Below are 20965 nucleotides of genomic sequence, written 5' to 3'. Positions count from 1 at the left end.
TAAAATTAAAAGGCATGAGCCCGGTAGATTACCGGGTTCATGCCCTCAAGGCTGCCTAAGTAAATAAAGTGTCTAACTTTTTGGGTTCACTTCAAATCGAAGATTCTTTTTTCATTCTATAAGGTCGCTTATATGTAAAATGCTTACTATTTTTGCTGAATATAATGGGTTAGACTTTATTTTGGGGTAATGAGCAGGTTTGTCGTAGATGGTGGCGGTGAAGATCCGCCATAGAAGTTTCTTATCCAACAAACGGGGAAGAAAGGGCGTTTAAGTGCGGTAACACTTCAATAGGTATTACCGCATTGAAATATAAATATAATATAAAGTAGTATTCTTTCTTTTTGAAGAACTTCTAGCCCTTTAAAATTTATACCAACCGAGTGATTCTACACTTTTTTGTGTATTTACGTGTTTTGTTTCCAAAAAACCGTCCAATCCTTCTGGGCCAAGCTCTCTCCCGATTCCGCTATGTTTGTACCCTCCCCAAGGCGCTTCCACGTATGGTGTATGATAGCTGTTAATCCAAATCGTTCCCGCTTTAAGTTCCCCAGCTATTTTTTGTGCTCGTTCCTGATTACCAGATAAAATCCCCGCAGCAAGGCCAAATTTCGTGTCATTTGCTAATTCAATGGCTTCTTCTTCCGTACGGAAAGATTGAACTGTTACAACCGGACCAAATATTTCCTCTTGAACAATTCTCATATTTTGTTTTACGTTCGTAAACACAGCTGGTGTGATATATAAGCCTTTGCGATTTAAACGCTCTCCACCGCATAATAGGGTTGCTCCTTCTTCTTTTCCAATGGAAATATACCGCTCAATTTTGGCCAAATGTTCTTTTGAAATAATGGCACCCATTTCCGTATTTTCGTCAAATGGATCATTAATTTTCAATTTTTGAAGCTTTTCATCAAGTTTTCCTAAAAATGTTTCATAAAGGTTTTCATGAACAAGTAATCGGGAAGATGCCACACAAACCTCCCCTTGATTTAAAAATGCACCATAAATAGCCAATTCAGCTGCTAAATCAGCATCCACATCATCAAAAATAAGAAAAGGTGATTTTCCTCCAAGCTCTAAAGATACCCGTTTAAACGATTGAGCACATAATTCGTTAATTTTTCTTCCAGTTTCCGAACCACCAGTAAATGAGACTTTATCCACTTTATCGCTAGTCACCAGAGCTTCACCGGGTCCCTTACCAGCACCTAAAACTAAATTAAACACACCATCCGGCACATCGCATTGATCTAGCAGTTCTGTAAACAGAATTGCTGATAAAGGCGTAATTTCCGAGGGTTTAAACACGATTGTATTTCCGGCTGCAAGAGCCGGTGCTATTTTCCACATCCCAAGTAAAAAAGGAAAGTTCCAGGGAACAATTAACGAACAGACACCGATAGGTTCTTTGTAAACTTCACTGACAGACCCATCTTCCATTTCGATACGTCTTGGCTGCTTTTCAACTATTAAATTCACATAATAGCGCAAACATGCAATTGAATCTTCTATGTCCAGTTTTGCTTCATTATATGGCTTGCCTGTATTAATAACTTCCAATTTAGTCAAATCGTCTTTTGCGTCTTCCAAGCGTTGGGCTATTCTTTTCAGAGTGTCAATTCTTTTTTCTTTATTGATTGCCCAATCGTTTGTTCGGAAAGCATCGGAAGCTGCCTGTATGGCCAGTTCGACCTGCTCAACACTCGCTTCGTGTATCTCAGTCAAGATTTCCTCATTAGCTGGATTGGACAGAACTCTTTTTTCGCCTTCACCCTTCAGCCAGTGTCCGTTAATGTATAATTGGTCGCATTTTTCTAATAGTTTTTTCAAATGACACACTCTCCCTAAAAATTTAATTAATCAGCTAAGTCCTCTATAACTTCGGTAGCTGAAGTTCTTGTGTAAATAGTGTCCAAAATTGGTATAAAGGTAGTTACTACCTTCTTAGGATACTTTTATGACCTGACAGTATTTGAGGATAACTTTTATAATAGCTTGAAAGTAAGGAGATCGAATCCTTATCGATCATTTTTTTTGTGTATCGGTTTTATAATCAACTTTCATTGCTACGGCTCGTACAGGTGAACCATCCGCCCCTACAATCCGTAATGGAAAAGCGCTGATGAGAGGATTAGGAAAATCTATCGCTCCAAAATTAGTTAGATTTTCCGCGATGATTCCGTTTACCTTGGCCACTGCATCGTGGATAGGAAATTCTGTACCACCTGTATGATCGATATTGATTGTATCGATGAAAAATGAGCGAATTCCCCTTTTTATCATTTCATGAATGACATCTTCATGAACATAAGGATGACGAAAGAATGGTTCCTTCCCTACATATTGTGACCAACCTGTATAAAACAAAACGATTTTTCCAGAAGCCAGTTGATCCAAGTAAGGTTCCACATCTTTCAGGGTAATAGCTTCTTCCTCCCCTTTTTCTGTTACTGGAATTACTACTCCAATCCCAATAAATAAACGCAAATCTGATTCATCAATACGTTGGCTCTCATTAATAAAATGGTATGGTGCATCTACATGAGAGCCTGTTTGGGAACCAAGATGTATATGAAGAAGATTATACCCGTCCCTTTCTATAGTTGTAGCAACACTAATGTTCGGTTCAGGATCTCCAGGATAAATAGGTGTATCATTCGTTAATTGGAGAGATAAATCAACAATTTTTTCAACTTTAAGCATAACTATGCCTCCCTTTCTGCATCCCACGCATATAAATTGTTAATTTTTTATATGACTTCAGATTCTTTGCTTTCTTCCTGCACCCTGATCTTTCCCGTAACTTTCATTAGCCCTGAATAAACTACGCAGGTAAGCAGGAAGGTTACTATTGTAGTTCCTATGGAAAGAGGTTGTACGTAGGTAAAGTAATAAGAGAATCCAGCTCCGATAATAAAAGAAATATAAGCAACATAGTTAGTCCCATTCCTATACCAGTAAAGCTTGTTCTCGCCAGAAATAATCTCAGAAGCATCATACTGCCTGCGTTTAAGAAGGTAGTAATCTGTCAACATAATAGAGACAACTGGTATAAAAAGACTTCCAATCATTATTAGAAAGCCTTGGAAATTCGAAAGTAACCAATCTTTAAGCAGGGCACCGCATATACAAATGATTCCTATTGTTAGCGCAACTTTCCAGAATCTCTGTTTCTTAAAAATCGCTAAGTATGAAATTGTGGCACTATATAAAACCATTGTGTTCGTTGATACAACGGAGATGAAGATAACTAGCGCTGCAACAAGACTAAAAACTGGATTGGATTCTCCGATTAAAACAGTTGGGTCATACGTTCGTGTCATATTATTCAATAGTGAAAATCCAGAGACAGTTGCCCCAAGTGTCATCGCAATAAATGTTGCGGCACTAAACCCAAAATAAGTTCCACTCATACCGCCTTTTTCTGTTTTACAATGGCAATTATGATCACTTACCATAAGCATCCAGGAAAAAACAGTTGCAACCACAAGATCGAATGCCACTATAGCAGTTATGGAAGTATTATGGATTGTTGTCATTTGAATTAAACTTCCTGCATCAAATTTAATAAACATATAACCAAAAACGATAACAACCAGTATAACCATTAAACTAACGATGAATTTTTCCGCGCTCTCAATTACACGGTGGCCGTACATAGCCAAAAGAACAACTACCGCTTCAGTTAGAATCGTAAATAAATTAATATTGCTGTATCCTGTCAAATAAAATACCGCTTGATTTAGGCTCAGAGCCCCCATATATGCCTGAACCCAACTCCAGCCGATGAGTACAAGAGTGTTCACGGCTGTAGGCAATACTGCTCCACGCTGACCGAAGGCTCCTCGAGCCAATATCATGGTGGGTAAGCCGGTGCGGGTCCCTATATTCCCCATTAAAATTAATGGTATTCCACCTACTAACGTTCCGATTAAAATTATTGTAAGCGCTTTTGAATATGCCATGTCAGGAACAAACAGCATGCCAGAAAATACTGTGGTTACTACAACATTAGAGCCTAACCAAAGAAATAAAGTAGAGAACCAACTCATTGACCTTTCATTCATAGCGATTGGTCTCATACGATCTATGCCATTTGTTTCAGGTAAATTCGACATTCAATTCTCTCCCTATTTCACTAAAATTTTGCATTAATTACGAGCAAGAATTTTATCATTTGGCTTTAATCAATTTCAGCTTATTAGGTCTTTACCTTCAATTGTATTGATTTCTTTTGACAATACTTTGTTTGCATTTTCAGTCTGATAATAGCCTTTAATAGCTTTGGACGACGTTAAGTTATCTTCACATTTATCAAAACTATTGTAGACGCACTGGCAATGGCTTTTGGTTACAGCATAGTGAACGCCCCCATGTTTTTCATAAGTAAGTTAACACTCCTTTTTCTTGAATAAACGTCTGAAAAATATCAATTTACATATTACTTAAGCAAGATTCGCGCCAACTTACTTCGCAGATATTGACAGCCATTTTAGCTAGTTTTTTTGATATATTGATTTAAAATTTAAGCAAATCCTTATTTTCTGATTTAATTTTTGATTATTTCCTCTTTTTAATTAATATTTTAATCAATATCCATAGAAATAAAAGGAGGGGAACCTATTGGATGTTAGAATGACAATTCGGGTAGCTTTCGCTAAACTTGATTAGGGGACGATTATTAGCTATTCGCCACTCGAATTAAATAACTTCGTTAGCTGAAGATCAGAGCTGTCTTTAAGGCAGCTTTTTCTTTATGGAACTAACGGGCAGGATAGTTCCATAAGAAATACTGTAAGTGAAAATAAAGTTGTTTAAAAACATCAGTAATTTTATTCCATCAAAGGGCCAGATTGTTGAAGATCGTGTAGACAAACGTTTTCGATCAGCCCGAAATTTATTAAAGTCGACTTTGTCTAAAACCTGAAAGATAAAAGAAAAAATATGTTGGTTGACAAAGTTAATAAGAAACTATAATATCTGTATATCGGAATATTACGATTAACTTATCATTTTAGTCTTCCGATAGATGAATGACTTTCACATGGATATCGATATATTCAAATTTATCGATATATTTTTGTTATTCGTACTGTTATTCGTACTAATAAATAATAGGAAGGAGAATACTAATGAAAATTAGTTTATTAGATCAAACTCAGTTATTAGAAGGTATTTCAGCAGAAGAAGGTTTTGAACAATCAGTGGAACTTGCAAAATATGTTGATAAATTAGGATACCACCGTTACTGGTTATCAGAACATCATAGTACAGATGCGTTAGCTGGATCTTCTCCTGAAATTCTTGCTAGCCATTTGTTAGCTAAAACAGATAATATTAAAGTAGGTACTGGTGGCGTTATGTTACCACACTATAGTGCATACAAAGTAGCAGAGAACTTTAAGGTTATGGGTGCACTCGCTCCAGGTAGGGTAGATATTGGTGTGGGACGTGCACCTGGTGGTCATCATTTATCATCTATAGCTCTGCAAGGTGAAAGAGCTAGAAATGTTGATATTTTCCCTGAACAAATTGATCAACTAATAGAATATCTACAGGACAGGTTGCCTGATACCCATCCCTTAAGAGGTTTAGAAACAACACCTGTAATAGAGAAAAAACCAAATTTATGGATACTTGGTACAAGTAATTCTTCGGCCCTTTTAGCTGCAGAAAAAGGATTACCTTACGCGTTTGCGCAATTCATTAATTATCAGCCAGGGGGAATGGAACAGGCGTTAAAGTTATATGTTGATAACTTTAAACCATCCAAATATCTAGATAAACCACAAGTACTGGTAACAATGAAGATTATTGTTGCAGACACCGATGAAGAAGGGGAAAAAATTGCCGAAAGTGCATTGCGGTTTAATTACTACTTACACCGCGGGCGACTCACGCGTCTAGTAGATCCAGAAATAGCACTTTCACATGTTATAAATCCGTCTGAAAAACGAGAAATAGAAACTGTCAAAGAAACATATATTATTGGTTCTAAAGAAACTGTAGCTCAAAAAATAAAGGAATTAACGAATAAGTTCTCTATTGATGAACTAATGGCAATTACACCTATTTACGATTTTGAAAAACGAAAACGCTCCTTTAAATTGTTAAAAGAAGCTGTTAGTGAATAATTATCTTCCTCATTGGCTTCTTAACTTGCTGAAATAAATAATTGTTTCTAAAAGGAGCGTCTCTTGTCTAAAGAAAGGATACTGGTGAATGATGGAGGATCAACAAGTAATGAATGATGAAAAATTAGTAGATATGTTTAAAGCATTATCAAATGCAACTAGGTTGAAAATTTTACAAATGCTAAAAGAGCCGGAAAAAAATTTTCCTTCTCAAGTCCATATCCATAAGGGAGACGATTTCTTAGGAGGGGTTTGTGTGGGAGATATACGAGATAAGATAGGTCTGGGGCAGTCAACGACTTCTCAATATTTATCGCTGTTGCTGCAAAGTGGTCTTTTAGAGATGAAACGAATTGGCCAGTGGACCTATTATCGTAGAAATGAAGAAGTGATTAAACAATTAGAAGGTTTTATCGGTAAAAACCTGTAATTATCATAGGAGGGATTATATGAGTCTCGAACAGCATAGGGCCTTTAATCGGATGTATCAAAAAGATAAAATGACTCTTGGATTTTTAACACCCTTTGAACCGATGACAAATCAGCCCCCAAGAATGGAAAATACAGTAGAACTCGCTCGTAAAATAGAAAATTTAGGATTTTCAGCAATTTGGTTGCGGGATGTTACGATGCAAGACCTTAATTCTAACGATCATGGGCAACTTTATGATTTATGGATTTATTTAACTTACTTAGCTGCTCGTACAAATCATATTGCAATAGGAACATCAAGTGTGGTTCTTCCGTTGCGTCATCCCATTCGAGTAGCAAAAGAAGCAACGTCTATCGACCGGTTGTTTTCTGATCGTCTTATTATGGGAGTTGCTTCAGGAGACCGACAAAAAGATTTTACTGCTTTAGGAATAGAAAGAGAAGAAAGAGGACGCATATTTAAACAGAGTTTTGATTTCCTTAATCGATTACTTAAGGAAGAACACCCAACGATTGATTCTAATCTAGGTTTCATAGATGGCAGGAGTATGAAACTAATGCCAAACCCTGTTTCCACCATTCCAACAATGGTGACAGGGTTTAGCCAGCAATCCATGGAGTGGATTGCTGAAAACGGGGACGGCTGGATTCAATACCCACGGAGTATTGAAGAGCAAGCCTCATTAATTCGAAATTATCGTGCACTAACAGACATAAAAAGCCCGGGAGCATTTAAACCGTTTACTCAAACTTTATATATCGATTTATCGGAAAATTCCGATGAAATACCAACACAAATCCCCTTGGGTTATCGTTTGGGGAGGAACCACTTATTGGAATTATTATATCAATTTCAAAAAATCGGAGTGAATCATTTGGCATTCGTCCCTTATTTTGCTAGACGGCCAATGGAAGAGATGATTCAGGAAATTGGAGAAGAGATTTTACCCTATTTTCCTACACATGAATTTTAAAGAAAAGCGTCATGGTTGATGATCCACTTTAAGAATATAGGAGTGAGAAATAAAGTGAATTTAAATAATAATTTTAACACTGAATTCAGTGAATACGGCTCTAACCGTGCTGAGATTCAACATATCATTTTCACGTTTTCAAAGGCGCTTGAGGTAAATAATATTTCTTCGATTAAAAGTTACTTTACACCTGATGCAGAAGTGAATTTTAGCCATTTAGGTCAATTTAAAGGTGTGGAGGCAATTGTAGCAGGTTTGAACCATCGCGGACCTGAACTTGATGTGATGCGGTATAAAATAACTAATTCTTACGTGGCAATATCCGATGGACGCGCTCAACAAAGTGCATACCTTATGGGGGTCCTCGCTAATGATATTGGAAAAGGAAAACTTGACACCTTTTTATTCGGTGGCCATTTTGTTAACACATATGTACGTACCACTGAGGGTTGGAAAATTTCACATCTTCGTTTCGAACTCGATTGGCAGAGCGGCAACAAAAACTATGTAATGAATTGGAAGTTGGCTGATGGTACGGTCGGTTGGCATCAAAAAATAGTTGCACCGACAATACTAAGTGAGTTGGATGCACCTTGGAGGGTTTTTCAAAATCCTGACGAGCGTGGAACTGACGAAGAGCAGGTCGCTGAAACGTACATTCGATATTCATGGGCATTGGACCAAGCTGACTTTAGCTTACTGACAACTGTATTTACTGAGGATGCAAAAGCGGATATGTCTCCATTTGGTCCTATGAATGGACGTAAGGAGATTGTCAGCTTGTTGAAAATCTTACGTTCAGGACATCCCTACATGCAACATGCAGCTACAAATTTTCGTGTGAACGTTATAGGAGATACTGCAACGATGGACATCTATCGAGTTGTACCGTTCGTTCCGACTAGGGAGACCTTAGATGCTACGATTTTTGGTGCTCGTTATGAAAGTCGACTACGCCGTGATGGGGGAGTGTGGAAGTTCGAGTGGCTTCACTATATTCCAGGTTGGATTCACGGGGACAAAAGTATTTAGGAACAAATACTTTACAGACCTATTTAAGTTCTTACAAAAGCAGAAAACATTACTTTAAAAGTTAGAGTAACGTCAAATATATTCGGAGTGTATTGTTATGAACGAGGTACAAGAGAAGATGGTCAATAAAACTGATTTGCACTTTTTTAGACACTGCCAAGATAGGTTTGGTATAAATCGTGGCGTCTATAACACCATTGAACAGTGGTTTTATAATAAGAAAGTTCAGGATATTGCATGTAGAAGGCAATATGTTCTATGTTTTCTTAAGCACGTATATGGAGATGAAAAAGGTTCTGGAAAATTTGGAAAAGAAAGATTAATAAGTAGACTTCACAAGTTTTGGATAAAAGTAAATAAAACACAAATGTGAATGTTTCTCCTTTGTTTTATTACCTTGTAATATAAGGTAGATGATTAATATAAGCATTTTTATTGATAAACTTTCTTTGCCTGTATAATAGGTTAATTCTTATAGGTTCCACTCGTTCTATATAAACATTATAAAGATATGCTAGCCGAGATAAACAGTCGTTGATGTCTGCAACCTGAACAAGTTGCTCGCTAGAGTAATGTATAAAAAGAGGATTAGATGAAATTACATGCATGCGCATGCATGAAAAAGAATAGGAGAATATTCATGAAGGTACTATTTTATTTTTTAGCCCTTGTAGCAGGTGCTTCATTAAGTATTGAAGGGGCAATAGGGGGAACATTAGGACGAAATATAGGTGAGATAGAAACCACCTTATTTATGTTTACTATAGGGTTTATGACTATATTATTAGTTACGTTGTTCTTTGGTAAAGGTGATTTAAGTCAGGTGTTCAAAGTACCAAAGTGGAAATTGCTTGGTGGTAGTTTAGGAAGTTTCTATAATCTGATGCTTGTCATTAGTGTGCCAATCGTTGGGGTAGGAATTTCAGTTATTGCTGCTCTTGCTGGGCAGATCTTTATGAGTACAATGATAGAACATCATGGGTGGCTTGGATCTTCTAAAATTAAATTCAATAAAAATAAAGGTATTGCGATTGTATTATTAGCCGTATCGCTCTATCTTGTATATTAAAGGGAGAGGTATGTTATGAGTATTCTTATTATTATTCTTACGCTGATATCCGGAGCAGTTTTAGCAACTCAGGCCCCAATTAATGCAGCTTTTGCTGCAAAGGCAGGATCGTTGGAAAGTACAGTGGTTAACTACTTCTTTGGAACTGTAATAATGTTGATTGTAGTTGTTCTATTTGGAAAGGTAGATATGATTGCTATTTCTGAAGCACCCACTTGGCAGCTTTTATGTGCTTTTTTTGGGTTAGCATATGTATTACTATCGATTATTACTGTTCCAAAAATTGGAGTAGGTGCTGTCGTTATTTCGGTTATTATTGGTCAGTTAGTAACTGGCATGGTGATTGATAACTTTGGATGGTTTGGAAATGCGGTCATTCATTTTGAGATGAAACGTTTAGCAGGTTTAGTACTAATGTTTATAGCGCTATATTTTACTCTGAAAACTGGACCTGAAACGCAGGGGATTCAGGAACATAAAGTAGCATAATGGTTTGAGACATAAAAGAACTAAAAATTGAATTAGGGAAAAATGAAAGAATGGATTTAATTCCATACTTCTTTTCAAGAAATTGACCCATTATTGAACTGTTAATACCTTTCCTTACTGGGAAATAAAAACTTTTCTTGATAATGATAAATAAAACCGATTATTAAGATAACGGAGGTTGCTGCGGCAACCTTTTTCTTACAGAACTAAAGGGGCAGCATTCCTGTATTAACTGAAATACTAAAAAGTATGTGAAGAAATCTACTAAAACTAACGGGTGCGTTAGCTGAAGATCGGAGCTGTCTTTAAGGCAGCTTTTTCTTTATTACACTATCGGAGCAGGTTAGAACAATAAGTCCTATGGTATAATTCTGCTAATAGTTGAGTTTTCGGGGGTAAGTCAATGAATAATCAAGATTATTTTAATGATGAAAACTATACTGGTAATCACCTTCATGTAGATAATTGGAAATATGAGTTCACTCCATATATAGAAGCAATTGCTTGGGTAAGAAAAGACAGTTCAATGGACTTGTTTTTTAATGATTTCGCAGATGATAAGGAGTTTCAAGCGTTATTTAGTGATAAAGAATACTATTATAATGAACTTATGGGTGTATTTCTTGGAAGAGAGCTAAATAGAAAAGAAAGGATTTTTTCTCTCTTAATGGTTAGTTCTATTTATCATTGTATAAATGTAACCTCTTTACTAATTTCCATATTTCACACCCCCTACTTGGACGTGAATGCGTTTACATTTGAATTTGCAATGATAACGTTGTAATTTACTAAACATATTGGTGTATAATAAATAAATCCATATAAAGACGGAGATGAATGCTTTGGTTACAATTACTGATATCGCGAAGCTTGCCGGAGTTGCTAAGAGTACAGTTTCACGTTATCTAAATAATGGTTCTGTTAGTGAGGCAACGAAAAATAAAATCGAACGTGTGATAAATGAAACCAGCTATGCTCCTAATGCCTTCGCTCAAAGTTTAAAAGCAAAGAAAACTAATATAATCGGTACCATCGTACCGAGACTTGATTCGTATGCTTCTTCTCATACGTTAATTGGCATTGATGAACAATTAAGAGAACTAAATTATCAAATGCTGATCTCAAATACCGGTCAGGATTTAGATCGGGAAATTGAAAATATTTACACATTGGCTAAGCAAAAGGTTGCGGGAATGATTTTGCTTCCATCCCAAGTTACAGACGCCCATTTAGAGGCCTTCAAAGAGCTGCACTTGCCCGTTTTACTGGTTGGTCAGCAGCATGAAACAATTCACAGCATCATACACAATGATTATGAAGCAGCATATGATCTCGGAAAACATGTGCTGGAAAAAGGTCACCGTAAGATTGCTTTTTTGGGCGTAACAGGAAAAGATATTGCTGTAGGAGTCATGCGAAAAAAAGGATTTCAGCGGGCGATAGATGAAAAATCAGACTGTGAAGTAAGGTATTATGAAACAAGCTTCAGCATAACAGATGCATTAATCAATGTCCCCTCTATTATTGAGGAATTCACTCCCTCTATTATCGTATGTGCAACTGATAATATAGCAATTGGTGCTTTGAAAGCAGCTTATTTAAGAGGTTTAAAAATCCCAGAAGACTTGTCGATCACTGGATTTGGAGGTTATGAAGTAACAGAGATGATACACCCAGGCATAACTACAGCGAAATTTTACTACAAAGAAGCAGGACAAATGGCAGCTAAAAGTATCGTAAAGCTTGTTAACGGGGAAGAATTACCAAAATTATCTCTATCAAAATATAAAATTATTGAAAGAGAAAGCGTTGACAATCGTTTACTACACCGATTATAATCAAAATGAAATCGGTTACCAAATATTTCTCTTCTAAAATGTAACCGGTTTCTGTGAATCAACTTGTTGATATTATATTTTTTTGGTTTATGCTGGAACCGGTTCCGTTGCTTAATATATTCATATATTTTTTTGAATTCAAACGGAACCGGTTCCAAGTCAGCGTTTATAAACTTTTAAAAGGAGGATCATTATGAATTATAAAGAAGTATCCCAGGAAATATTGGAGGCAATCGGCGGGAAAGAAAATGTGGCAGCTGCAGCACACTGTGCGACTCGGCTCCGCTTAGCTTTACATGATGAAGATAAAGTCGATCAAGCAAAACTAGATGAGATGGATGCAGTAAAGGGAACATATTCAACTGGAGGACAATACCAGATTATTATCGGTGCGGGAACTGTTAATGAAGTATACAAAGAGTTTTCAAAGCTAACTGGACTTACTGAAATGTCGACGAAAGATGTAAAAGATGCTGGTTCGAAGAAAATGAATCTGCTTCAGCGCTTTGTAAAAATGCTTTCTGATATTTTTGTTCCTATTATTCCTGCAATTGTTGCCGGCGGTCTATTGATGGGGATTAACAACTTGCTCACAGCACCTGACTTATTTATCGCAGGGCAATCCATTGTCGAAGCTAACCCGGGATTCGCAGATTTAGCAGCTCTAATTAATACATTTGCCAACGCAGCATTTGTATTCCTTCCAATCTTAATCGGTTTCTCTGCCACACAGCGGTTTGGCGGAAATCCTTATCTGGGTGCTACACTTGGAATGCTAATGGTTCACCCTGACTTATTGAATGGTTGGGGATACGGAGGAGCCTTATTAAGCGGTGAAATTCAGGTCTGGAATATTCTCGGATTTGAAATTGAAAAAATTGGATATCAAGGCACTGTGTTGCCAGTACTTGTTGCTTCCTTTATTTTAGCAAAAATAGAAACGTATTTGCGAAAAGTCATTCCTTCCGCACTAGACAATATTCTAACACCATTATTGACAATTTTTATTACTGGTATCTTAACGTTCACAGTAGTAGGACCGATTACTCGTGCTACAGGGAACTTATTAACAGACGGTCTCATCTTCTTATATGATGGAACTGGTTTTATCGGAGGAGCTATATTTGGACTTCTTTACGCACCAATCGTTATCACAGGTATGCATCATAGCTTTATTGCTGTAGAAACACAATTACTTTCTGATATTTCAAAAACTGGGGGCTCTTTTATTTTCGTAATTGCAGCAATGTCCAATATTGCTCAAGGTGCAGCAACCCTTGCAGTTACTTTCATTACGAAAGATAAAAAAACAAAAGGCACGGCATCTGCAGCGGGTATTTCGGCTCTTTTAGGGATTTCAGAACCTGCAATGTTCGGTGTTAACTTAAAACTGAAGTATCCATTTATTGGAGCAATTATAGGTTCAGGAGTGGCTTCTGCTTTCGTCACCTTCTTCAAAGTAAAGGCGATTGCACTTGGCGCTGCAGGTCTACCAGGGATTATTTCCATAAAAACAGATACAATTATCTTTTATATAATTGGTATGGCCATTTCCTTTGCTGTTGCCTTTATCGCAACATTCAGTTTAGCAAATCGGACAGATAAAAAAGTTGCTGCCCTTTCTCGAAAAGAAGCAGCCTAATTTATTAATATGAAAAGGGCTGTTCGAAACAAGGAACAGTCCTCTGATTTTTTAAAGGAGTCTGATCACATGGGATGGACAAAAGAACAGCGTTATCGCCGCGTTGAAGATGTTAATCAGGTAGAGCTGCAAAATTTGCAAACAAGAGTAAATGAATGCACATGGCGACAAACCTTTCATATACAGCCTTTATCCGGCCTACTTAATGACCCTAATGGCTTCTCTTTTTATCAGGGCGAGTACCATTTATTCTACCAATGGTTTCCACTTGGTCCTGTACATGGGTTGAAGTATTGGTATCATACGAAATCAAAAGATCTTGTTTCTTGGGAAAATGCCGGCATCGGGATCGCACCGGATGATTATTATGACAGCCATGGAGCCTATTCCGGAAGTGCTATTGAATATGAAGGAAAACTATATTTATTTTATACCGGCAACACCCGTGATGAGAATTGGCAAAGACATCCCTATCAATGTATCGCCATCATGGAGAAAACGGGACAAATTGAAAAATTGACCCATCCATTCATTCGGGACGTACCAGAAGGATATACTAATCATTTCCGCGACCCGAAAGTTTGGAGAGAAAATGATACCTTTTATGCAGTAATCGGTGCACAGCGGAAAGACAAAACAGGATGTGTCGTCCTATATCGTTCCTCCAATCTAGTAAACTGGACATTTGAAGGAGAGTTACAAACTGACCTTGGAACTTTTGGATATATGTGGGAATGTCCAGATTATTTTGAACTGCAAAACTATGGTGTACTGATGTTTTCTCCACAAGGTTTGGAGCCCAAGGGAGACCTTTACCACAATATTTATCAATCCGGTTATGTTATTGGCAGCAAGCTAGATACAATAACCCACTCATTATCACATGGCTCTTTTCAGGAGCTTGACAGAGGCTTTGATTTTTATGCGCCGCAAACAATGGTTAATCCTGACGGAAGGCGTATCCTTGTCGGATGGATGGGCTTGCCTGAAATCGACCTACCCACAGACAAAAATGGCTGGGCGCATTGTTTAACACTGCCAAGAGAATTATCTGTTCGAAACGGCAAACTGATTCAGCGGCCAGTGCAGGAACTTCAAGCGCTACGCAGGCAGGAAACTGAAGTAAAAGGTGTTTTGAAGAACACCAAGAACATGTATGAAGAATTCAAAGGAGTATCCTATGAAATGGTATGTGAATTTGAAAACAACGATGCCGTTGAATTTGGTATTGAATTCAGGGCCGGTGATGATGAAAAAACGGTCATTAAATATGATACTGTAGAGAAAAAAGTCATTCTTGACCGCTCTTCTTCAGGTGAGACCGTTGGAGAAGCTTATGGAACAATCCGAAAATGCTTTGTGAATACCAAAAAAATTAAGTTTCATTTATTTGTAGATACCTCTTCTGTTGAGATTTTCATCAATGACGGTGAAGAAGTATTCACGAGCCGGATTTTCCCTCGTGAAAACAGAAATGAAATTCGTTTCTTTGCATTATCTGGAAGCACCACTTTTCAAGCAAAAAAATGGAGTTATGTATGAAAGCGAGAGGTAAGGTATGAGAAATTTATATGCAATCGGTGAAGTATTAATTGATTTTATCCCCCTTCAAAAAGGAATCGCACTAAAAGATGTAATGGAATTCGAGCGTGCTCCAGGAGGCGCTCCAGCGAATGTTGCTGTATCAGTTGCCAGAAATGGCGGCAATGCATCGATAATTACTAAGCTCGGAATGGATTCATTTGGGGACTTTCTTTTAGAACAATTGCAGCAAGCCGGCGTGAAAATAGATAAAATTACGAGAACGAATGAAGCCAACACAGGCCTTGCTTTTGTATCTTTGCTTGAAAATGGTGAACGTGATTTCTCTTTCTACCGCAATCCTTCTGCAGATTTGCTGCTTCATGAGACTGAAATTAACGATAGCTGGTTTGCAAACGGCGACCTCCTCCACTTCTGTTCAGTCGATTTAGTGGAAAGTCCTATGAAGCATGCGCATGTGAAAGCCATTACTTCTGTAAAAGCAAAAGGCGGAATCATCAGCTTTGACCCAAATGTCCGCCTTCCGCTTTGGACTGATCCTGAAGAATGCCGGAAAACGATTTTAGAGTTTGTTCCAATGGTTCATATTGTGAAAATTTCTGATGAAGAGCTTGAGTTTATTACCGGGATTACTGACAAAGGAAAAGCAGTTTCTTCGTTATTTACTGGTGCTGTTAAAGCAGTAATTTATACAAAAGGAGCTCAAGGTGCCGAATTATATGTAAGAGGTAAAAAATACGAATCAACCGGGTATCGCGTCGGCGTACAGGATACAACAGGGGCTGGGGATGCATTTATCGGAGGCTTGCTGTATCAGTTATTAGAAAAAGACGTTCGGCAGGGAAATCTGGAAGAAGTTCTTGAACTTCATCACCAAGAAATCCTAAGCTTTGCAAACGCTAGTGGTGCTCTTACTACGACTGGAAAAGGAGCAATCTCTTCCATTCCGGCCAAAGAAGCGATTTATCAACTGCAGCAAATCGATCAATAATGGCGCCTGCCCTACACGGATAAGTACCGACCGATTGGCTTGCTAAGTTGATAAGGACCGATTAAAAGGCCTTGGAGCTGCGGGCGTTTTGGAGGTAGGAAATAAAATCTAGGCAATTTTTGGACCGAAATCAGACCAGCTAAAAGAACAAATCAAAAAAGTGATTGCTTAAGAATTTTGCTGTTCAGCCAAAATATTAAAAATAATGGGAGGTATTACCTTGTTAAAAAACTTATTTGGAAAAAAAACAAAAAATTCGGAAATAAAATTAGTATCGCCAATTGAAGGAGAAATTTTAAAGCTTGAAGATGTACCGGATCCAGTTTTTTCACAGAAAATGATGGGAGATGGTATTGCTTTCTTTCCTATCGAAGGGAAGGTAGTGGCGCCGGCTGATGCAAAAGTCATCAATGTCTTCCCGACGAAGCATGCCATTGCATTGGAAACGGCAGAAGGGCTGGAAATATTGATTCATATTGGATTGGACACGGTTAACATGAAAGGAGAAGGGTTTTCCGTTTGTGTGGCAGAAGGTGACCAGGTTAAAGCAGGAGACATATTGGTCACCTACAGCCTTGAACTGGTAAAGGAAAAAGCATCAAGTACTATTACACCGATGATCATTACCAATGGAGACATTGTGACACATTTAGAGTATCACTATAGTGGACAATCTGTAGCCGGTAAAACGACCGTTCTGGTAGTTACCTTAAAATAGGAGAAGGAGTAAAATAGAAGAAACTCGTTAAAGAACTAAAGAACATATGACCAAGAGGTGTCCACCCCAGAAATGGGGTGTTTTTATTTTGACTAAGTTGGTATCATAACTTAACGGAATTGTGTTACTTTAGGTGATAATTTGCACTTATTTTAAGTGCTATTTTGCACGTATATGATTACTGCAGTTTTCCGGGGCTGCCATTTGGTGACCTTTTTGCTTAATGAACTAAAGGGGCAGGATAGTTCCATAAGAAATTGACTATTGGTTAATTGTGGAATATAATTGGATTAAAAGGAACGTACGTTCTTTTTTGGTGGAGTAGCTTTTGATGTGGAAAAAATAAACTATGAAAATTATGATTGGAGTGTTAGTAGATGAAAATAAAAAAAGTTTATCTATATGTATTTAATACAATGTCAGACTGGGAATATGGATATTTAATTGCTGAACTAAATTCAGGAAGATATTTCAAAAAAGATTTAGCACCTTTAAAAGTAATTACAGTAGGAGCGAATAAAGAAATTATTACTACGATGGGGGGACTGAGTATAAAACCAGATATTTCTCTTGATGAATGTAACTTTGATAGTAAAGATCTTGTAATTCTACCTGGAGGGAATACTTGGGGAGAAGCTATTCATCAACCTATCTTGAAAAAAATTGGCGAGGCTTTAAAGCTTGGCACTATTGTTGCTGCTATTTGTGGTGCTACTGAGGGACTAGCGAATATGGGATATCTAGATTCTAGAAAGCATACAAGCAATAGCTTAGAGTATATTAAAATGGTCTGTCCTAATTATAAAGGAGAAAATTTTTATGAGATGGAACCTGTAGTAACGGGTGAAAATTTGGTTACTGCATCAGGAGTAGCTCCTTTGGAATTTGCGATGGAAGTACTGAAAAAAATAGATGTATTTGCACCAGATACATTACACTCGTGGTATAACCTAAATAAGACTCACAAACCTGAATACTTCTTCCAACTAATGAACTCAATAAATAAGTTATTTTAAAAATCAACTTGGCAGTTTTATTTTACTTGAAATAACCTCTATACTTTATGCGATGCCAAAGTATAGTTTTAGTACATAACTTAAAATTTTTAGAGAAGTTAATAGAGATTGTGAATGATTGTACTTAAACTAACGGGTGCGTTAGCTGAAGATCGGAGCTGTCTTTAGGCAGCTCTTTTCTTATGGAACTAAAGGGGCAGTTTAGTTTAATAAGACTTTCAGAATCAAACTATCAGTTGAAACCTTTTTAGGAAAAATCTAGTATATAGATTAGGGAAATGTTTTTTGAATAGGAGGATCAGGTAATGTTAGGGGATATTATATATCAAGTTATTGTTTTCGGAGGTATAGCATTAATTTTAGGTGTATTAGGTTATTTATTTTTTAAGAGGACCAAGAAAAGCTAATTAAATTTCTAATTCAAGTAATGGGTGCTTTACTTCAATAAGGGAGTTGCTTTGGCAGCTCTTTATGGAACTATCGGGGCAGAATAGCTATATATGCGATCCTAAAAAAAGGAAGGTTAAATATGCTTTTTCATATTATTATTGGATTTATCCTCCCTTGGATTGTAGGTGTATATTTATTTAGAAATCAGAAGAAATTGTTCATTATTTTTTATCCAATTGGTATAGCTACTAGCTTTTTAATAAATGAAATTGGATTTAACTACTTTTGGAGGATGGATATAGTATTTCAAGAGTCATCTTTAACTGGAATTCCGTATGATTTAGGTCTTTATCCTATACTTGGTTGTTTATTTATTTGCGTTATTCACTATAAAAAAATGCCTATTCTTATTGCATTTTTAGTTTTTACTTTAGTTACAACCTTTGGAGAGTACATACTAGTGTGTCTAGAGAAAATAGTATACAGGAATGAATGGAATATCATTTGGACTGGTGTTAGTTATTTATTTGCTTATTCAATTTTTTATGTTTATTACAAATTAGTTCGTAAGTTTATTTTATTAAATTAATGGGTGCTTTACTTCATTACCAGGAGCTGATCAGCAGCTCTTTTACTTATGGAACTATCGGGGCAGTTTAGTTGAAGAAGGAATTATAAAAGTTACCCAAGAATATATAGAATTACGACATTGTTATATAGGTAATGTCTAAGGGCAAAATAGAAAAATAGAAGAGGGGAGATATAAATGATAGGAATCAGGAACGGAACTTTGGCAGTGTCTGGGGCGAAACTCTATTATGAAGTACGTGGCTCTGGTCCTCTACTTTTGATGATTCATGGTGGAGGTGGAGACGCAGATAAATTCCAATTTGTCGCAGACAATCTTGCTAACCGGTACACAGTTGTTACCTACGACCGGCGTGGACATTCCCGCAGTAGTCTCTTCAATGAAACTGAGAATTACCACGTGAAGACACATAGCGACGACGCTCACCGTCTGCTAGCTAAATTGACCGATGAACCGGCATACGTATTTGGAAGCAGCTCTGGTGCTGTCATCGGACTCGATTTATCCATACGCCACCCGGAGCAACTACGAATATTGATACCACACGAACCTGTTTTATTGCAATTATTATTCGGCAATGAGCTAGTACAGGCAAAGCTATTCTTGGAATCCCTTAAGAAGAATCATCAAAGTGAGGTCTTAAAGTTATTGTCAAATTCGGAAAGGGACACAATTAACTCCGAGAAATCGAAGGATGCGATAACGGAGCGTCTTTTAAATAATTCAACGTACTTTGTTGAACATGAGATCCCGGGGATTATAAACTATTCACTAGATATTGATAAATTGAAGAATGTATTAAAATCTTCATCGATACAGGTACTTCCAGCCGGTGGCATTGCTTCACGAGAATTTTTTGCTTATGGATGCTCGGTAGCTTTAACGGAACAACTAGGAGCAAATTTTGTGGAGTTTCCAGGGCATCATGGGGGCTACAATTCTGAGCTTCATAAGAAGTTTGCTGAGAGGCTGCACGAGGTTCTACGTTAATATCCATGACGGAATTTAAACTGAAGGAAATAAGACAATTGGAATTTTTAGCTCAAGATGGCTGGGAAACCTATACAGTGCAAGACTTTCTAAAATGGAACTGAGATTAACCCAGTTCTTTTTTTGCGGATGTTTACAAATAACCAAGGATAAGGGAGAAGCTAGGGCAGCCTTTTTCTTAGGGAACTAACGGGGCAGGTTAGCTCAATAAAAATAAGGGTTACCCAATTTAATGTAGCTTACCTTCTGCTATATTTATTTGTTTATTCTTTAGCTAGATATTCACGGTCAATGGCTTGAGGTGGTCTTTCAAACCAACTGTGCTTAATCATTAAGTTTGCAGCATCTCCATCAAATCGAAATGAGAGATGTAAATTGTTTAATTTTGAAGCAGAAAAATAAAAAACCACTCAGAGTAGTTTTTTAATCGCGCATTGTTCCTGCCTCTCGGGAAGTCATTGCACCTTGTCCTTCGCTTACATCTTTTTGAATTTCTTGTTTTACTTTTTGTGCATCAGTTCCGGAAAATTCTAGTTTCATAATAGAACCCAAATTCTCTTTAGCTTGTTGATCCTGTTGCATACCAGTCCTCCTCAATTTATTGTTTAACAATCTTATTATTTACAAAAAAACACTCGTTATATCCCGAGGATTTGAGCGAATATGTCCAATAACTATTTTTTAAGTATAAATAAAAAGGGCTTTACATACCATAGAGGGGTATAGTATTATTTCGTTAAAGGAGTTGAGAAAAATTGACAATGAATTCAGATAGTCTTGATAATATTGGTGAAATCGATTCATGTTGCTCATCAGAGAGTGAAAGGAAAAGTCACCATTCAGATAAAGTGAAAAATAATTTAGTAACAAGATTAAATCGAGTTGAAGGACAGATCCGAGGAATAAAAGGGTTAATTGAAAAAGATACGTACTGTGACGATGTAATTACACAAATAGCTGCGACTCAATCAGCTTTAAATAGTGTTGCCCGAATTTTACTGGAGGGTCATTTGAAAAGCTGTGTTCTTGAAAGAATTCAAGAGGGAGATACAGAGGTTTTAGATGAGGTACTGGTTACATTTCAAAAATTAATGAAAAAATAGAAGGAGATTGAGT

The 20965-nt window shown here is 37.1% G+C and carries 22 protein-coding genes; 18 read left to right on the top strand and 4 right to left on the bottom strand.

Annotated features, from left to right (window positions below; translation table 11 throughout):
• Positions 1 to 363: 363 nt before the first annotated feature.
• The 3 genes from V3595_RS22585 to V3595_RS22575 all read right to left on the bottom strand — a co-directional run bounded on the left by V3595_RS22585 (position 364) and on the right by V3595_RS22575 (position 4121).
• The gene (locus tag V3595_RS22585) at positions 364 to 1833 is read right to left on the bottom strand and encodes an aldehyde dehydrogenase family protein (protein ID WP_430097571.1); all 1470 of its coding nucleotides are present in this window, start codon (positions 1831 to 1833) and stop codon (positions 364 to 366) included.
• 195 nt (positions 1834 to 2028) lie between these two features.
• A complete protein-coding gene (locus V3595_RS22580; RefSeq protein ID WP_485909740.1) occupies positions 2029 to 2706 on the bottom strand; it encodes a cyclase family protein in 678 nt (225 codons plus the stop codon).
• A 47-nt stretch (positions 2707 to 2753) separates the two neighbouring features.
• Complete coding sequence (locus tag V3595_RS22575; RefSeq protein WP_485909738.1) at positions 2754 to 4121, bottom strand: purine-cytosine permease family protein; 1368 nt, start codon at positions 4119 to 4121, stop codon at positions 2754 to 2756.
• A gap of 1014 nt (positions 4122 to 5135) precedes the next feature.
• Between V3595_RS22575 and V3595_RS22570 the strand changes: the two genes are divergently transcribed.
• The 17 genes from V3595_RS22570 (at position 5136) to V3595_RS22490 (ending at position 19849) form a co-directional block, all read left to right on the top strand.
• The gene (locus V3595_RS22570; protein WP_485909737.1) at positions 5136 to 6137 is read left to right on the top strand and encodes an LLM class flavin-dependent oxidoreductase; all 1002 of its coding nucleotides are present in this window, start codon (positions 5136 to 5138) and stop codon (positions 6135 to 6137) included.
• Between the two features lie 109 nt (positions 6138 to 6246).
• A complete protein-coding gene (locus V3595_RS22565) occupies positions 6247 to 6567 on the top strand; it encodes an ArsR/SmtB family transcription factor (protein WP_485909735.1) in 321 nt (106 codons plus the stop codon).
• Between the two features lie 19 nt (positions 6568 to 6586).
• Positions 6587 to 7543 (top strand): TIGR03571 family LLM class oxidoreductase, encoded by a 957-nt coding sequence (locus V3595_RS22560; RefSeq protein WP_485909733.1) that lies wholly within the window; start codon positions 6587 to 6589, stop codon positions 7541 to 7543.
• A 54-nt stretch (positions 7544 to 7597) separates the two neighbouring features.
• Entirely contained in the window at positions 7598 to 8575 is a 978-nt protein-coding gene (locus tag V3595_RS22555; protein WP_485909731.1) for a nuclear transport factor 2 family protein, read from the top strand.
• A gap of 97 nt (positions 8576 to 8672) precedes the next feature.
• Positions 8673 to 8948 carry a hypothetical protein gene (locus V3595_RS22550; protein ID WP_485909729.1) on the top strand — a complete coding sequence of 92 codons (276 nt, stop codon included), beginning with the start codon at positions 8673 to 8675 and terminating at the stop codon, positions 8946 to 8948.
• 267 nt (positions 8949 to 9215) lie between these two features.
• Positions 9216 to 9644 (top strand): DMT family transporter, encoded by a 429-nt coding sequence (locus tag V3595_RS22545; protein WP_485909727.1) that lies wholly within the window; start codon positions 9216 to 9218, stop codon positions 9642 to 9644.
• A 15-nt stretch (positions 9645 to 9659) separates the two neighbouring features.
• Positions 9660 to 10133 carry a DMT family transporter gene (locus V3595_RS22540; RefSeq protein ID WP_485909725.1) on the top strand — a complete coding sequence of 158 codons (474 nt, stop codon included), beginning with the start codon at positions 9660 to 9662 and terminating at the stop codon, positions 10131 to 10133.
• A 403-nt stretch (positions 10134 to 10536) separates the two neighbouring features.
• On the top strand, positions 10537 to 10917 hold the full coding sequence (locus tag V3595_RS22535) for a hypothetical protein (protein WP_098186438.1): 381 nt from the start codon (positions 10537 to 10539) through the stop codon (positions 10915 to 10917).
• Positions 10918 to 10975: 58 nt separating this feature from the next.
• Entirely contained in the window at positions 10976 to 11971 is a 996-nt protein-coding gene (locus tag V3595_RS22530) for a LacI family DNA-binding transcriptional regulator (RefSeq protein WP_222620052.1), read from the top strand.
• A 193-nt stretch (positions 11972 to 12164) separates the two neighbouring features.
• Positions 12165 to 13613: a sucrose-specific PTS transporter subunit IIBC gene (locus V3595_RS22525; protein WP_485909722.1), complete on the top strand. Its 1449-nt coding sequence runs from the start codon at positions 12165 to 12167 to the stop codon at positions 13611 to 13613.
• Positions 13614 to 13682: 69 nt separating this feature from the next.
• Complete coding sequence (locus V3595_RS22520) at positions 13683 to 15155, top strand: sucrose-6-phosphate hydrolase (RefSeq protein WP_063574987.1); 1473 nt, start codon at positions 13683 to 13685, stop codon at positions 15153 to 15155.
• A 16-nt stretch (positions 15156 to 15171) separates the two neighbouring features.
• Positions 15172 to 16146 (top strand): carbohydrate kinase family protein, encoded by a 975-nt coding sequence (locus V3595_RS22515; protein WP_063574988.1) that lies wholly within the window; start codon positions 15172 to 15174, stop codon positions 16144 to 16146.
• A 220-nt stretch (positions 16147 to 16366) separates the two neighbouring features.
• A complete protein-coding gene (locus V3595_RS22510; RefSeq protein ID WP_098186443.1) occupies positions 16367 to 16864 on the top strand; it encodes a PTS sugar transporter subunit IIA in 498 nt (165 codons plus the stop codon).
• Positions 16865 to 17241: 377 nt separating this feature from the next.
• A complete protein-coding gene (locus V3595_RS22505) occupies positions 17242 to 17880 on the top strand; it encodes a type 1 glutamine amidotransferase family protein (protein ID WP_485909719.1) in 639 nt (212 codons plus the stop codon).
• Positions 17881 to 18185: 305 nt separating this feature from the next.
• The gene (locus V3595_RS22500) at positions 18186 to 18287 is read left to right on the top strand and encodes an LPXTG cell wall anchor domain-containing protein (protein WP_096341107.1); all 102 of its coding nucleotides are present in this window, start codon (positions 18186 to 18188) and stop codon (positions 18285 to 18287) included.
• A gap of 122 nt (positions 18288 to 18409) precedes the next feature.
• The gene (locus V3595_RS22495; RefSeq protein ID WP_485909717.1) at positions 18410 to 18859 is read left to right on the top strand and encodes a CBO0543 family protein; all 450 of its coding nucleotides are present in this window, start codon (positions 18410 to 18412) and stop codon (positions 18857 to 18859) included.
• Between the two features lie 177 nt (positions 18860 to 19036).
• Positions 19037 to 19849 carry an alpha/beta fold hydrolase gene (locus tag V3595_RS22490; protein WP_137019481.1) on the top strand — a complete coding sequence of 271 codons (813 nt, stop codon included), beginning with the start codon at positions 19037 to 19039 and terminating at the stop codon, positions 19847 to 19849.
• 423 nt (positions 19850 to 20272) lie between these two features.
• On the opposite strand, the gene V3595_RS22485 is transcribed toward V3595_RS22490, so the two are convergent.
• Positions 20273 to 20431 carry a hypothetical protein gene (locus V3595_RS22485; RefSeq protein WP_485909715.1) on the bottom strand — a complete coding sequence of 53 codons (159 nt, stop codon included), beginning with the start codon at positions 20429 to 20431 and terminating at the stop codon, positions 20273 to 20275.
• A gap of 179 nt (positions 20432 to 20610) precedes the next feature.
• Between V3595_RS22485 and V3595_RS22480 the strand changes: the two genes are divergently transcribed.
• Positions 20611 to 20952, top strand: a complete 342-nt coding sequence (locus V3595_RS22480) for a metal-sensitive transcriptional regulator (RefSeq protein ID WP_137019483.1) — start codon at positions 20611 to 20613, stop codon at positions 20950 to 20952.
• Positions 20953 to 20965: the final 13 nt, after the last annotated feature.

The organism is Bacillus sp. CFBP9009 (assembly GCF_036541465.1).
Taxonomy (GTDB): domain Bacteria; phylum Bacillota; class Bacilli; order Bacillales; family DSM-1321; genus Peribacillus.
This window is presented reverse-complemented; position numbering and strand designations above follow the sequence as displayed.

Bases quoted from the DNA above. Each gene is read 5' to 3' on its own strand.
- V3595_RS22580 (WP_485909740.1), bottom strand. From the start codon at position 2,706: ATGCTTAAAGTTGAAAAAATTGTTGATTTATCTCTCCAATTAACGAAT.
- V3595_RS22575 (WP_485909738.1), bottom strand. From the start codon at position 4,121: ATGTCGAATTTACCTGAAACAAATGGCATAGATCGTATGAGACCAATC.
- V3595_RS22570 (WP_485909737.1), top strand. From the start codon at position 5,136: ATGAAAATTAGTTTATTAGATCAAACTCAGTTATTAGAAGGTATTTCA.
- V3595_RS22565 (WP_485909735.1), top strand. From the start codon at position 6,247: ATGAATGATGAAAAATTAGTAGATATGTTTAAAGCATTATCAAATGCA.
- V3595_RS22560 (WP_485909733.1), top strand. From the start codon at position 6,587: ATGAGTCTCGAACAGCATAGGGCCTTTAATCGGATGTATCAAAAAGAT.
- V3595_RS22550 (WP_485909729.1), top strand. From the start codon at position 8,673: ATGAACGAGGTACAAGAGAAGATGGTCAATAAAACTGATTTGCACTTT.
- V3595_RS22545 (WP_485909727.1), top strand. From the start codon at position 9,216: ATGAAGGTACTATTTTATTTTTTAGCCCTTGTAGCAGGTGCTTCATTA.
- V3595_RS22540 (WP_485909725.1), top strand. From the start codon at position 9,660: ATGAGTATTCTTATTATTATTCTTACGCTGATATCCGGAGCAGTTTTA.
- V3595_RS22535 (WP_098186438.1), top strand. From the start codon at position 10,537: ATGAATAATCAAGATTATTTTAATGATGAAAACTATACTGGTAATCAC.
- V3595_RS22525 (WP_485909722.1), top strand. From the start codon at position 12,165: ATGAATTATAAAGAAGTATCCCAGGAAATATTGGAGGCAATCGGCGGG.
- V3595_RS22520 (WP_063574987.1), top strand. From the start codon at position 13,683: ATGGGATGGACAAAAGAACAGCGTTATCGCCGCGTTGAAGATGTTAAT.
- V3595_RS22515 (WP_063574988.1), top strand. From the start codon at position 15,172: ATGAGAAATTTATATGCAATCGGTGAAGTATTAATTGATTTTATCCCC.
- V3595_RS22505 (WP_485909719.1), top strand. From the start codon at position 17,242: ATGAAAATAAAAAAAGTTTATCTATATGTATTTAATACAATGTCAGAC.
- V3595_RS22500 (WP_096341107.1), top strand. From the start codon at position 18,186: ATGTTAGGGGATATTATATATCAAGTTATTGTTTTCGGAGGTATAGCA.
- V3595_RS22495 (WP_485909717.1), top strand. From the start codon at position 18,410: ATGCTTTTTCATATTATTATTGGATTTATCCTCCCTTGGATTGTAGGT.
- V3595_RS22490 (WP_137019481.1), top strand. From the start codon at position 19,037: ATGATAGGAATCAGGAACGGAACTTTGGCAGTGTCTGGGGCGAAACTC.
- V3595_RS22485 (WP_485909715.1), bottom strand. From the start codon at position 20,431: ATGCAACAGGATCAACAAGCTAAAGAGAATTTGGGTTCTATTATGAAA.
- V3595_RS22480 (WP_137019483.1), top strand. From the start codon at position 20,611: ATGAATTCAGATAGTCTTGATAATATTGGTGAAATCGATTCATGTTGC.